A 15,564-nucleotide genomic window follows, 5' to 3' on the forward strand; every position below is an offset into this window, starting at 1 on the left:
GCAATGGAATGCCTCCAGACTCGCCCTAGCAAGACGTCTATTCTCAGTGATATTCGTGAATACATTGAGATTGAACCCACAGTTTCAGAAGACATTAACCTGATTGAACAAGGGCTCGATTCACTTCAATTGATGCGACTGGTTGATAAGTGGCGACGGGCGGGTTCTGACGTGACATTTGCTGACCTTATAGAATGCCCAATCTTATCAGTATGGCTAACGCGGTTACTATCGACCCACTCAGATAACAGGAGCCAGTCATCTCCTCTTTTAACTTCTACTTCTAATGGCACAGAAACACTTGAACATGATGATCAACCGTTTGATTTAACCGATGTGCAATATGCTTATTGGCTAGGAAGACAAAACCATCAAACCCTTGGCGGTGTGAGTTGTCATGCCTACATTGAAATAGATGGAAACGATGTTGAAAGCCGGTCGCTAGAACGCGCTTGGCATCGCCTACTTTGCCATCACCCAATGCTCAGGGCGACCTTTACATCTGATGGTAAGCAACGTATCGGTAGCGACATCGCGTTACCCGCACTGTTGGTGAGAGACTACCAAAACCTTACATCGAAAGAGACGGAAATTGCCTTATTAGAAACCCGTGAACACCTATCTCATCGCAAGTTGGCTATCGATGAAGCCCACGTTGCTGATATCTCACTTTCTCTGCTACCCGATAATAAGACACGGATCCATTTTGATGTTGACCTACTCGTTGCAGACGTCCAAAGCATTCATATTTTACTGAAAGATCTGGCGGATCTTTACGGCGAATTCAAACGAGGTAACGACAAGTATTTCCCTCCCGCAGACCCAGATTGGCAATTTAAGCATTATTTGGAGGCGAAAAAACAAGCTGATCAGGGTCGCACAGTAGCCGATGAAGCGTATTGGAAAAAGAGACTCGCAACGCTCCCTTCTGGGCCACAGTTACCCCTATCTTGTTTGCCTGAGTCTGTGAGTGAGCCACGCTTTATTCGACGGACCTACACGCTTTCACATGACAAATGGACAGCGATAAAAGGCAAGGCGACATCAAAAGGACTGACACCTGCCGTCATGTTGGCCACCGCCTATGCGGAGGTGCTCGCGCATTGGAGCAGCCTGGCTCGTTTTGTCCTAAATGTCCCTATTTTCGATAGGCATGGCGGGCAGCTAGGTATTGAAAACGTCATTGCTGATTTTACAAACCTTCTTTTACTTGAATGTGATTGTACCCAGCCTCTTCCATTTACTGCTCGTGTAAAAGCAACGCAAAAGCAATTACATAAAGATCTTTCTCACTCAACGTATTCTGCCGTTAGCATCCAACGTGAGCTTCAAAAGCAAGGGCTCTCTGAAGGGGTGAGCGCCCCGGTCGTATTCGCATGTAATCTGGGCACGCAATTAATTACTCAGACATGCCGAGAAACGCTGGGCAGTTTGAACTACATGATCTCTCAAACGCCACAAGTATGGCTAGACCACCAATTATATGAAATGGAAGATGGTCTCTTGTTGGCTTGGGATTCGGTAGATGAACTCTTCCCTGAAGGTGTTATAGACAGTGCTTTTGATGCCTACTGCCAGCTTTTAGAGTCTTTAGTCGATGATGTTAGTTGGGATCGCCCTTATAACCCTTCCCTACAGAAAGAACAGCGTGTTAGCCGTGTCTCGGCAAATTCAACGGAACGCAGCGTTACTCGACATGTTCTCCACCGCCCCTTCTTTGAATGGGCATCGAAAGCACCTGAACGCACCGCGCTTATCGCTGAACAAACCACGCTATCATACGGTGAACTTGCATACCGTGCTCGCCAACTCGCTGCCTTGCTCATTAAACAGGGGCTGAAGCCTGAAGAGCCTGTTGCTGTCACCTTACCCAGAGGCGTAGACCAAGCCTGTGCTGTATTGGGCATTCTGGCCGCCGGCGGGTGTTATGTGCCTATTGGGACGCATCAGCCTCTCGCTCGGCAACAACGTATTCATGCCACCGCGGGGATACGCTTTACCCTTACCGACACATTGAACCTAGATGCGGTTCCGGGGCAAGCCATTGATATCCGTGATATCAAAGACATACTTCCCCTTAATGACGTCATTACGGTGTCACCCAAAAGCCCTGCTTATATTATTTTCACATCCGGCTCTACCGGTGAGCCTAAGGGTGTGGAGATGGCCCATCAAGCTACCGCCAATACCGTTGATGACATTAACCGTCGTTATGGTATGCACTTTGATAGCCGTGTACTTGCGGTTTCTGCGCTAGATTTTGACCTCTCAGTCTATGACTTGTTCGGTATGCTCAGTGTCGGAGGGGCTATCGTGATGGTGGAGGAAGACAGCCGCCGTGATGCCAGTGCTTGGCTCTCATTGATCCAGCACCATCACGTTACCGTCTGGAACTCTGTGCCTGTCTTGCTTGATATGCTCATGGTGGTGGCGGAAAGTATTAATGCATTACTGTCTTTCGAACAAGTGTTGCTCTCCGGTGATTGGATTGGTATGGACATTCCTGAGCGTCTGTTTGCGCTTAACGGCCATCAGGTTCGTCTTGCGGCCATGGGCGGTGCAACGGAAGCGGCCATTTGGTCAAATACCTATGACGCCTTCGACCCCGATACCCCTCTCCCTGCCCATTGGACCTCCATCCCATATGGCAAGCCACTGGCGAATCAGGTTTATCGTGTGGTTGATGCACAAGGCCGAGACTGCCCCGATTGGGTGCCCGGCGAATTGTGGATTGGCGGCGACGGCGTGGCAACGGGCTACCGTGGGGATGCAAGCCTCACCCATGCCCGCTTTGTGGAAGCGTCGTCTGACACTGTGCCTGATGCGTCTGTGATTCGCTGGTATCGTACGGGCGACCAAGGGCGGTATTGGCCAGACGGGAATTTAGAATTCCTTGGTCGACTAGATCATCAAGTCAAAGTGCGTGGGCATCGCATTGAGCTGGGTGAAGTAGAAAGTGCATTGACCCGCCTCGAGGGTATTACACGGGCTGTTGCTGTGGTGCTGACGCCATCCGGCCAGCCTGCCTCTTTGGCCGCCGCGATCGTCATGTCGGCCTCCACCGACGAGACCCCCCTCGCGCATACGGACATCACAGACCTACTCCGCGCATTGTTGCCTGATTATATGGTGCCTTCAACGCTGGCAGTTGTTGATGAAATCCCCCTCAGTGCCAATGGCAAAGTGGACAGGAAAAAGGCGCAACTGTTATTAACCCAGCATGTTGACACTCAGGAAACCTCACTCACGCCGCCACAAGGTGAAACAGAAGTGCAGGTAGCAAATGTTTGGCGTGCGTTACTTCCAGAGAAAGACATTGGTCGGGAAAGCCACTTTTTCTCTCTCGGTGGAGACAGTCTATTGGCAACGCAGGTCATTTCAGCATTGCGTGAATGCGGGCTTTCCGCTGAGCAGCCTCTTCGTTTTTTGTTCGCTCAACCTGTGTTAGCCGACTTTGCCGCAGGACTTATCGCGCAAGATGTTGAGCCAGTTTGCACACTCACGTCAGATCCAGAAGCGCGTTTTGAACCATTCCCTCTCACGGAGATTCAACGCGCCTATTGGATGGGACAATCCCCTGGATTGCCGCTAAATTGTGGGACACATTACTTGGTGGAGCTGGACGGCGAAGACGTTAACATTGGTCGCCTTGAAAACGCTTGGAATAGCTTGGTTCAGCATCATGACATGCTCAGAGTTGTCATTGAAAATGATGGAAATCAGCGTGTATTACCCTTTTCCCAACCTATCGCAGCGACCTGTCACCAGTTCGACAATACAGCAGATCAGAACGGTGAACACACCGCACAACAGTGGTTGTATCAACAGTTCTATGCAACATCAGCAAAAAGTCAGAACAACACCGAGATCACTGAGCAACTGCATCATATATTTGTCGCGTCTTACCGTGACTTACAAGGAAAAACGCGTTGCCGTATCGGCATCATCTTCAATTACCTAACGCTGGATGGTTTCAGCATTAAGTTGTTCCTAGAGCAATTGAGCCAAACATATTTGGACATAAGATCTCTCCCTAAAAAAACAGATTTGCTGTTCAGAGATTACGTCAACCAAATCACCCCCTGTGACGAAGAGAGACAAAAGGCTGAAAAATTCTGGACTGAAAAGCTAGACGTACTTCCGCTGAGGGCATCTCTGCCTTTGGCAATACAACCAGAACAACTCACCGCCCACATATTTACTCGCCGAGAACATAAGTTAAGTGAAGAAAAATGGACGTCGTTAAAAGAAAAAGCGCAGCAGCATCAATTTACACCGTCAGTCGTCTTGCTGGTTGCTTACAGTGAAGTCCTCCGGCTTTGGAGTGGTGGGAAAGATCATTCTATTAATTTGACCTTGTTTGATCGTCAGCCTGTCCATAAGAACATCAACACAATTATGGGTGACTTTACGACGCTTTCACCTGTTGGCTTTTACAATCAGCAAAATAGTAGCTTAATTGATATAGCCTCTGCGACGCAGAGTGAGATCGCAGATGTATTGGAAAACAAAGCCATTTCTTCCATTTGGATCCAGCGCCAACGTTCGTCAGAGATGAGCCTAACGGCGGCTTCTCTTCCCATTGTTTTTACCAGTACATTGGGTTTAGGGAATGGGCTATTTGAGCAGGTTGAATCTGGATTCCCCAAAATGGTGGCTGGAGGCCTATCAGAAACGCCTCAGGTTTGGCTTGACCATCAGGTTTATGAGTTTGATGGTGAATTGGCATTATCTTGGGACAGTGTCGACGCTCTATTCCCTGAACATATGATCGATGAAATGTTCGATACCTACGTCTCAGTCATTGAAAGCTTAATCCAATCTGACTGGAGTGCCAACTTAAACCTTGTATTGCCAGCACAGCAATGCGTGTCACGCCAAGAAACAAACGCGACTCTACAATCACGATCAGTGCACACACTCCACCGCCCCTTCTTTGAATGGGCATCGAAAGCACCTGAACGCACCGCGCTTATCGCTGAACAAACCACGCTATCATACGGTGAACTTGCATACCGTGCTCGCCAACTCGCTGCCTTGCTCATTAAACAGGGGCTGAAGCCTGAAGAGCCTGTTGCTGTCACCTTACCCAGAGGCGTAGACCAAGCCTGTGCTGTATTGGGCATTCTGGCCGCCGGCGGGTGTTATGTGCCTATTGGGACGCATCAGCCTCTCGCTCGGCAACAACGTATTCATGCCACCGCGGGGATACGCTTTACCCTTACCGACACATTGAACCTAGATGCGGTTCCGGGGCAAGCCATTGATATCCGTGATATCAAAGACATACTTCCCCTTAATGACGTCATTACGGTGTCACCCAAAAGCCCTGCTTATATTATTTTCACATCCGGCTCTACCGGTGAGCCTAAGGGTGTGGAGATGGCCCATCAAGCTACCGCCAATACCGTTGATGACATTAACCGTCGTTATGGTATGCACTTTGATAGCCGTGTACTTGCGGTTTCTGCGCTGGATTTTGACCTCTCAGTCTATGACTTGTTCGGTATGCTCAGTGTCGGAGGGGCTATCGTGATGGTGGAGGAAGACAGCCGCCGTGATGCCAGTGCTTGGCTCTCATTGATCCAGCACCATCACGTTACCGTCTGGAACTCTGTGCCTGTCTTGCTTGATATGCTCATGGTGGTGGCGGAAAGTATTAATGCATTACTGTCTTTCGAACAAGTGTTGCTCTCCGGTGATTGGATTGGTATGGACATTCCTGAGCGTCTGTTTGCGCTTAACGGCCATCAGGTTCGTCTTGCGGCCATGGGCGGTGCAACGGAAGCGGCCATTTGGTCAAATACCTATGACGCCTTCGACCCCGATACCCCTCTCCCTGCCCATTGGACCTCCATCCCATATGGCAAGCCACTGGCGAATCAGGTTTATCGTGTGGTTGATGCACAAGGCCGAGACTGCCCCGATTGGGTGCCCGGCGAATTGTGGATTGGCGGCGACGGCGTGGCAACGGGCTACCGTGGGGATGCAAGCCTCACCCATGCCCGCTTTGTGGAAGCGTCGTCTGACACTGTGCCTGATGCGTCTGTGATTCGCTGGTATCGTACGGGCGACCAAGGGCGGTATTGGCCAGACGGGAATTTGGAATTCCTTGGTCGACTAGATCATCAAGTCAAAGTGCGTGGGCATCGCATTGAGCTGGGTGAAGTAGAAAGTGCATTGACCCGCCTCGAGGGTATTACACGGGCTGTTGCTGTGGTGCTGACGCCATCCGGCCAGCCTGCCTCTTTGGCCGCCGCGATCGTCATGTCGGCCTCCACCGACGAGACCCCCCTCGCGCATACGGACATCACAGACCTACTCCGCGCATTGTTGCCTGATTATATGGTGCCTTCAACGCTGGCAGTTGTTGATGAAATCCCCCTCAGTGCCAATGGCAAAGTGGACAGGAAAAAGGCGCAACTGTTATTAACCCAGCATGTTGACACTCAGGAAACCTCACTCACGCCGCCACAAGGTGAAACAGAAGTGCAGGTAGCAAATGTTTGGCGTGCGTTACTTCCAGAGAAAGACATTGGTCGGGAAAGCCACTTTTTCTCTCTCGGTGGAGACAGTCTATTGGCAACGCAGGTCATTTCAGCATTGCGTGAACGCGGGCTTTCCGCTGAGCAGCCTCTTCGTTTTTTGTTCGCTCAACCTGTGTTAGCCGACTTTGCCGCAGGACTTATCGCGCAAGATGTTGAGCCAGTTTGCACACTCACGCCAGATCCAGAAGCGCGTTTTGAACCATTCCCTCTCACGGAGATTCAACGCGCCTATTGGATGGGACAATCCCCTGGATTGCCGCTAAATTGTGGGACACATTACTTGGTGGAGCTGGACGGCGAAGACGTTAACATTGGTCGCCTTGAAAACGCTTGGAATAGCTTGGTTCAGCATCATGACATGCTCAGGGTTGAGCTTGTTGATATTGAAATACAACGCGTTTCACAAGACCCCACTCGATTCTTTACATCTATCGATCTGATGACGTGCGATAACGAGGAGGATGCAAAGTCACAACTGGCACGTTGGTGGCGGAGTATCTCATCAGCCAAAGACGCGACCTTATTTGCGGCTCAGGCCTTTTCATATAACGACAGCCGTTGTCGTTTGGGTCTTATCTTCAATTATCTTTCACTGGATGGATTCAGTATAAAAATGCTGCTGCGTCAGTTGGCGCTGAGATACCAAAACCTAGACGCTTTCATCCCTTCACCATCCATATCATTTCGTGACTATGTCGAACAGGTATCACCGTCGCCAAAGCAACATGAAACGGCAATCAAATATTGGCGGGAAAAACTCGATACACTGCCATTGTCTGCCGCACTGCCTCTCGAGGTCGACCCAAGAACCATCAGTAATTCACAATTCAAAAGACGGTCTTTAATTCTACGTCAAGATACATGGCAATCCTTAAAAGACACGACAAGGCAACATGGTATTACGCCGTCTGTCGCCGTGCTCAGTGTGTTTTGCGAAGTCATCAGTCGTTGGAGCGGTGGACGTTCTCATACCGTGAACATGACACTGTTTGACAGAAAGCCTCTCCACCCTGATATCAACGACGTGGCGGGTGACTTCACGTCGCTGGTTCCCGTTGGTTATTCACCAGATAGGACAAAAACGTTTCTTGAGAGTGCGTTGTGTTTGCAAGAAGAAACATTCAGCGCGCTGGAACATCGCCAAGTTTCCTCCATCTTTGTGCAGCGCGAACGTGCGAAAGATATGGATATGACGGCAGCGGCGTTACCGATTGTTTTTACAAGCACACTCGGTATGTCTGACGAACTTTTAAAAGAAACGCCAGACATTGGATTCCCTCAACTCTCAGGCGGCGGTTTATCTGAAACCCCTCAAGTGTGGCTCGATCACCAAATGTACGAATACAACGGTGAGCTTCATGTTTCATGGGATAGCGTTGAGGCGCTTTTCCCAGAAGGCATGTTTGATAGTATGTTTACTGTTTTTGAAAACATGCTAAATACTCTGCACTCTTCTTGGGACTTGCCATTAGATCCGATGTTACCCGTGATGCAGAGCATGGCTCGCCGCAGTCTCAACGCTACAGGCCATCATCAGCAAGAACGCACACTTCACCACCCCTTCTTTGAATGGGAATCGAAAGCACCTGAACGCACCGCGCTTATCGCTGAACAAACCACGCTATCATACGGTGAACTTGCATACCGTGCTCGCCAACTCGCTGCCTTGCTCATTAAACAGGGGCTGAAGCCTGAAGAGCCTGTTGCTGTCACCTTACCCAGAGGCGTAGACCAAGCCTGTGCTGTATTGGGCATTCTGGCCGCCGGCGGGTGTTATGTGCCTATTGGGACGCATCAGCCTCTCGCTCGGCAACAACGTATTCATGCCACCGCGGGGATACGCTTTACCCTTACCGACACATTGAACCTAGATGCGGTTCCGGGGCAAGCCATTGATATCCGTGATATCAAAGACATACTTCCCCTTAATGACGTCATTACGGTGTCACCCAAAAGCCCTGCTTATATTATTTTCACATCCGGCTCTACCGGTGAGCCTAAGGGTGTGGAGATGGCCCATCAAGCTACCGCCAATACCGTTGATGACATTAACCGTCGTTATGGTATGCACTTTGATAGCCGTGTACTTGCGGTTTCTGCGCTGGATTTTGACCTCTCAGTCTATGACTTGTTCGGTATGCTCAGTGTCGGAGGGGCTATCGTGATGGTGGAGGAAGACAGCCGCCGTGATGCCAGTGCTTGGCTCTCATTGATCCAGCACCATCACGTTACCGTCTGGAACTCTGTGCCTGTCTTGCTTGATATGCTCATGGTGGTGGCGGAAAGTATTAATGCATTACTGTCTTTCGAACAAGTGTTGCTCTCCGGTGATTGGATTGGTATGGACATTCCTGAGCGTCTGTTTGCGCTTAACGGCCATCAGGTTCGTCTTGCGGCCATGGGCGGTGCAACGGAAGCGGCCATTTGGTCAAATACCTATGACGCCTTCGACCCCGATACCCCTCTCCCTGCCCATTGGACCTCCATCCCATATGGCAAGCCACTGGCGAATCAAGTTTATCGTGTGGTTGATGCACAAGGCCGAGACTGCCCCGATTGGGTGCCCGGCGAATTGTGGATTGGCGGCGACGGCGTGGCAACGGGCTACCGTGGGGATGCAAGCCTCACCCATGCCCGCTTTGTGGAAGCGTCGTCTGACACTGTGCCTGATGCGTCTGTGATTCGCTGGTATCGTACGGGCGACCAAGGGCGGTATTGGCCAGACGGGAATTTGGAATTCCTTGGTCGACTAGATCATCAAGTCAAAGTGCGTGGGCATCGCATTGAGCTGGGTGAAGTAGAAAGTGCCTTGACCCGCCTCGAGGGTATTACACGGGCTGTTGCTGTGGTGCTGACGCCATCCGGCCAGCCTGCCTCTTTGGCCGCCGCGATCGTCATGTCGGCCTCCACCGACGATACCCCCCTCGCGCATACGGACATCACAGACCCACTCCGCGCATTGCTGCCTGATTATATGGTGCCTTCAACGCTGGCAGTTGTTGATGACATCCCCCTCAGCGCCAATGGCAAAGTGGATAGAAAGTCTTTGTCTCAGCAATTACATCGTCAATCAGAAACTCAATATGAAGCGCCAATTGGCCCCATTGAAGAGCAGGTTGCAGAAATTTGGGAAGCTGAACTCGCAATAGATCGCCTTTCCCGCCATGACAATTTCTTCATGATTGGTGGAGACAGCTTAGCAGCAACGAGGATTGTGCAAACCATGCAACAACAACGCATTAGCCCCAACGCTATTCCCCTTTCACTGTTATTTACGGCACCAAGCATTGCTGAGTTTGCACAGGAAGTATCAGCACAATGGCAAAACCTCGCAGAGGGGCAAACGGAAGGTTCAGATATTTTTGAGGAGGGTTCGCTATGAACATGTTTACTAAAGGGATGGAGGTTTCAGCCTTCGTTGAGGCGTTAAAAAACCGTGGCGTTCAACTTTGGGTTGAAGGAGAAGCACTCAAGTTCAAAGCACCCACGGGTGTGATGACAGCAGAACTTACATCGATATTATTGGCAAAAAAATCAGAGGTCATCGGTTTTCTTAACCATGTTCCGGACGAGGTTACGTTAACAGCTTACCCAGAGGATCGTTACGAACCTTTCCCGCTCACTGATTTACAACTGGCGTATATTGTCGGAAGAAGAAATAACTATGAGTTGGGGGGCGTAGGCTGCCATTCCTATATCGAGCTTGACATGCCACGGCTGGATCATGCGCGTCTAGAAAATGCATGGCACAAACTCATCCTTCGTCACGAGATGCTTCGTGCTGTTATTGGTACAGATGGCAAACAGCAGATTTTAAAGCATGTCACTCTCCCCGAGGTTATATGTCGCGACACTAAAGGCTTATCCGCTAGTGCTTTCGAAACCGCCATCATCCAAGCTCGAAATGAAATGGCATATCGCCGCTATGATTCAACATGTTGGCCACTGTATGAATTGCGGCTAACGCAATATGATGATCGTTCAATACTTCACCACTCCACCGATCTATTGATCGCCGACTTTGCCAGTATCCAAATCCTTTTAGCCGAATTGGGGGAGCTGTATCAACACCCAGAAAAAGAACTCGACGCAATAAATGTGTCTTTCCGTGACATTGTGCTCTACCAGCAAGCGTGTCATTCACACCAAGAAAGTGATTCAAAATACCAAGTGGATCGTCAATATTGGCAACAGCGTATCCCGTCGTTACCTGGTGCCCCTGAATTACCCATTCATCAGAACATCCATCCATCAGCTCATCCAATACCTGACGGCGAGCCAAGTTTTGAAAGGCAATCGTTAGAGGTATCTCCCCCTGAGTGGCAAGCGTTCTGTCAAATCGCTACGTCACATCACATCACGCCATCTGGTGCAGTGATGAATGCCTTCGCGGAGGTGTTACAACGCTGGTCTAGAAACGATGACTTTTGCATCAACCTGACATTACTCAACCGCAAAGCGCCGCATCCAGATGTGAATCGTATTGTCGGCGATTTTATTGCGGTGAATGTGTTGGAAATAGCACACGACCGAGGCGATGACTTTAAAGAAAGAGCTGTTGCCTTGCAGCATCAGCTTTGGAAGGACCTCGAGCACGATAGTTACACTGGTATTGATGTTCTGCGTGATATGACCAAGGACAGAAAAAGTAATACGCTCATTCCCGTTGTTTATACCAGCACTGTCGGCGTCAGTGGTGAAGCCTTACCCCAAAATGCATTTATGCATGATGCAAAATTGAATTTTGGGATTACGCAAACACCTCAGGTTTGGCTGGATTGCCAAGTCACAGAGCGAAAAGGAGCATTGTGCGTAGATTGGGATATCCGAAAAGGTGTATTCCTACCGGGCGCCATAGAACAAGCCTTTGATGCGTTCAAAACCCTACTCCTTTCTTTGTCTAAGTCAAAAGGCCACTGGAACAGTCGCGTGCCTGTTTCCTTAAATTCAGACTGTATTGCGTTGCGTAAGAAACTCAATACAGAAAGAGATGCGCCGCTTCCAGAAGGGTTTCTTCATGCGTCGTTTTGCCATCATGCCATCACATCACCGGATAAAGTGGCACTGATTCATGATGCGCAGACACCCATAGCCTACACCTACCGCGATCTGGCCGAATGGTCTATTTCTATTGCCGACACGCTTCTAGACAAGGGGCTTCAGCCCGGCGAGCCCGTTGCCATATTCTTGGATAAAGGACCTCAGCAAATAGCTGCCATCATGGGAATACTTCTTGCTGGCGGTGCTTACGTGCCTATTGATGTTATCCAACCTGAAAAGAGACGAAACACAATTATTCACGATGCTTGCATCCGATTGATGTTGACTGCTCAAACTGACGCTAACTTAAACTGGCCAGCTGATATCAGAACCATGGTGATCGCTGACCCCCCAACTCTAGAGAGAAATGATCTGGCATTGAAACAACGCTTATCACGCATTATCGATCAAGGTTTACAATCAGATACCCGTAACCAATTAGCTTATATCCTTTACACATCAGGCACGACTGGGCGTCCTAAGGGAGTCATGCTGACGCATGAAGGTGTTGGTAATACCATTGCAGGCTTTAATGCAGAATTCGGTATAGAAAGTGACGACAAAACGCTTGCCTTGGTCAATTACAGTTTCGATCTTTCTGTATTGGATATCTTTTGTACGTTGAGTGCGGGCGCAACATTGGTACTTCCTGGCGATGGATGGAGGAATAACCCCGAAGTGTGGGCAAAAACAATCCAACATCAGAGAGTTACTATATGGAACTCTGTACCCGCCCACATGCAAATGCTCATGTCATTATGTGAGAACAGCCGTTCAATGGATCTTTCTACCTTAAGACTTGCCTTTATCTCCGGTGATTGGATCCCCGTGTCGCTGCCGCCAAAAATTCATGAAATGTTACCGACGTTATCACTCAACAGTCTGGGTGGCCCCACAGAAATATCTGTCACTTGTATCGCTAACCAGATAAAGGACGTGCCAGAAGGAGCCACGAGTATTCCCTACGGCCTGCCATTGAGAAATCACAGACTGTATATCCAAAACAACCAGTATGAAGATTGTCCTGACTGGGTGCCGGGCGAAATGCTAGTAGGTGGTCCAGGTGTTGCGAAAGGGTTCATTAATGATCCGGAAAGAACGCGTGAGCGCTTCATACTTCATCCTGTTTCTGGTGAACGAATGTACAAAACAGGCGATATTTGCAGGTACCGCCCCGACGGTGTTATTGAAATCCTCGGACGCCAAGATAATCAAGTCAAAATTCGAGGTCATCGAATTGAGTTGGGTGACGTCGAAGCGGCATTGAATGAGCTTAGCTATGTGCAACAGGCTGTTGCCTTAGTAAGGTCTGGCCCTGCTGAATTGGTGTGTGCCATTGTCCTCAAGACCGAGGTGTTGAATGGCGAAGACAAGGTCGAAGAAGCGACAGGTGACATCATGCATCGTGTGCAAAATTATCTTGCAGCGTTATTGCCGGGCTACATGATCCCTTCAAATGTAATAACGATGTCGTCAATACCTCTGAGCAACAATGGAAAAGTTGATCGTATATCGCTAAAAGCTTGTTTCGAGACACTCATTGTGAACAAACACACAGAAGAGCTACCGCTTGAAACGCCTCTGGAATTAAAACTCGCTGAGATATGGAAAACCTTGTTAAAAACAGATCATATCTATCGCTCTGACGACTTTTTCCTCAAAGGAGGATCGAGTCTGACTGCGGTTGAGTTATTAAACCGTTTGTCTGAAGCTGGTTTTATTGTCAATATTGACATGATCTTTAATAACGCAGTCTTTGAAAAAATGGTAAACGTCTTGGAAGCATCAGAAGATGCGGAAGAGGCGTTCCGACAATCCATCGACCTCGACAGTCTGTGCGCCAATGCCTTGAAAAATTTCCCAAATGCAACGCCATTAGAGAAGCAAGGAGCTCAGTCAGGAAATGTGTTTATGACTGGCGCAACCGGCTATCTGGGGGTCTATATTCTAAAAATGCTACTCGATAAAACCGACGATACGCTCTATTGTTTGGTGCGCTGTCGAGATGAAAATGAGGGTTACAACCGGATCCGAAAAGTGATTGCCGATCAGGGCTTAGATTGGGATATCGATACTAAGAGAATAAACATCATTCCCGGAGACTTAACGAAAGAAAGATACGGTCTTGACGGCGCGCAATATCAATCACTTTCTCAGAACATCGATAAAGTCTTGCATATCGCCGCATTGATCAGCCTTATTGCGCCGCTCTCCGAGCTTTACCCTATTAACGTTAAAGGCTCAGCCAACGCAATTGAACTGGCGACAACCGGCAAAATAAAGCCCATTCACTATATGTCGACAATTGGTGTACATTATCGCCTTCCCTACGAGGAAAATGAGCCGCCTGTGCTTGAATCTGTTGCCCCTGATGGGCCATGGCACAAACCTGAACTCACCTATGAGCACACAAAATACATGGCTGAGCAAATTTTCTATCGCGCGAGAGAGAAAGGCGTGCCTGTGAATATTTATCGCTCAGGTGCCATTACATGGGATAGCACGCTTGAAGCCCCGTTCATTAACGATGACGCCTTTGTGAAGTTTTTCAGGACATGTTTAAGCATCGCGGCTTACCCAGAGTCGCGCATTTTAATTAGCACAACACCCGTCAATATCGTTGCATACTCTATCGTTGAAATTAGTCAAATGTGCATTCAAGGTAAAGGCGAAAATTTTCATGTTGTCTCCCGTCATAGCCACACTGGCGAGCAAATCTATCGTTGGCTTAATGAATTGGGATGCCATTTCAAATCGGTAGATTTTGCGACATGGGATAAGCAGCTCGCTGATAGTTTCGGTCGAGGCTTCATTAATCGCTACTTTAAACATGGCATGGAGCAAGGTGGCCACCATCAGTACCGTATCGACAATACGGAATCCGCATTGGCTACTCTCGAAAAAACGCCCTTTGTGATAACAAAGGAATACTTCGAGCCTTTGGTTGCGCACTATAAAGAAGCCATCAACCGCGTATTCGTTGAAAAAGTCGACAGCGTAAAGGCAATCAAACAAAAAGAGGGAGCATCACGTTGAATAACGTCAAACAACTCAATGCACACCGTGGGTCAAAAAACGGCGTAAAAACGCACTGGTTTAGAGTGATTAAAACCGGAGAAAGTATTCGTCGGCGCGTATTTTGTCTTCCTCATGCTGGCGGCTCAGCAGGTTACTTTAGGCAGTGGCAAGATGCTGTTCCAGCGCACACTGAACTTATCGCCGTTCAATACCCAGGAAGAGAGGAAAGGCTAAACCATCTCTGTATCGACAATATGGAAGACATGGTCTCTGCCCTCTTTACGCAATTCCTTGAGAATCCGTCATTACTCAGAGAGCCTTTCGTTATTTTTGGTCATAGCATGGGTGCCTCTATTGCGTATGAGCTAACGCTAAAGTTACTTGATGCGGGATTAAAGCTCCCGAAAACACTCATTGCATCTGCGACGGACGCACCTGGCTACGCGAATCCAACGCATTTCCATATCAGTTCTGATGGTGCCCTTATTCAAGAAATAGTGAGGCTTAACCCCTCTCTTTCTTTCTTACAAGAGCATGAAGAGCTGTTGCAGGTGATCCTTCCATCACTGAGAGCGGACTACAAGCTCATTGAAAGCTACGGGAAGCGAAACGAAAAGCGCCCTCCACTTCCTTTGCCCATTATCAAACTCATCGGTGAAGATGACGACGAGTTGAGCAGAAAAGATGCGCTGCTTTGGCGTAATCAAACTTCAGCGGCGTTTTCGTTACGTGTTTTTCAAGGCGGCCATTTTTACCTTGCAGAAAACTACCAGGGAATAATGAAAACCATTATGGAGGCTTTTGACGATAACTTGGTGTTCCCTTCAACAACACCTTGCCATCTACCGTAACCCTCCTGCCTGATTGGATGCCCTGCACATTTGTGGGGTATTCAATCCCGATTCGGGTAGTACAATATATTTGAAGGTTTACAATCTTTCTCACTTGAAATATCACC

Annotated in this window: 3 protein-coding genes; all 3 read left to right on the forward strand. The window is 48.8% G+C overall.

Going from position 1 to position 15,564, the window contains the following annotated elements:
* Nucleotides 1-3: 3 nt before the first annotated feature.
* From QWZ07_RS26045 to QWZ07_RS26055, 3 genes are read left to right on the forward strand one after another with little or no spacing between them, the layout of a single operon-like run.
* Nucleotides 4-9,930: a non-ribosomal peptide synthetase gene (locus tag QWZ07_RS26045; protein ID WP_261891696.1), complete on the forward strand. Its 9,927-nt coding sequence runs from the start codon at nucleotides 4-6 to the stop codon at nucleotides 9,928-9,930.
* Complete coding sequence (locus QWZ07_RS26050; protein WP_192854023.1) at nucleotides 9,927-14,624, forward strand: non-ribosomal peptide synthetase; 4,698 nt, start codon at nucleotides 9,927-9,929, stop codon at nucleotides 14,622-14,624. Before QWZ07_RS26045 ends, QWZ07_RS26050 begins: the two co-directional genes overlap by 4 nt.
* Nucleotides 14,621-15,457: a thioesterase II family protein gene (locus QWZ07_RS26055; protein WP_225998545.1), complete on the forward strand. Its 837-nt coding sequence runs from the start codon at nucleotides 14,621-14,623 to the stop codon at nucleotides 15,455-15,457. The genes QWZ07_RS26050 and QWZ07_RS26055 overlap by 4 nt, the downstream gene beginning before the upstream one ends.
* The last annotated feature ends 107 nt before the right edge of the window (nucleotides 15,458-15,564 follow it).

The sequence above is a fragment of the Vibrio lentus genome (assembly GCF_030409755.1).
In the GTDB taxonomy this organism is placed as follows: Bacteria; Pseudomonadota; Gammaproteobacteria; order Enterobacterales; family Vibrionaceae; genus Vibrio; species Vibrio lentus.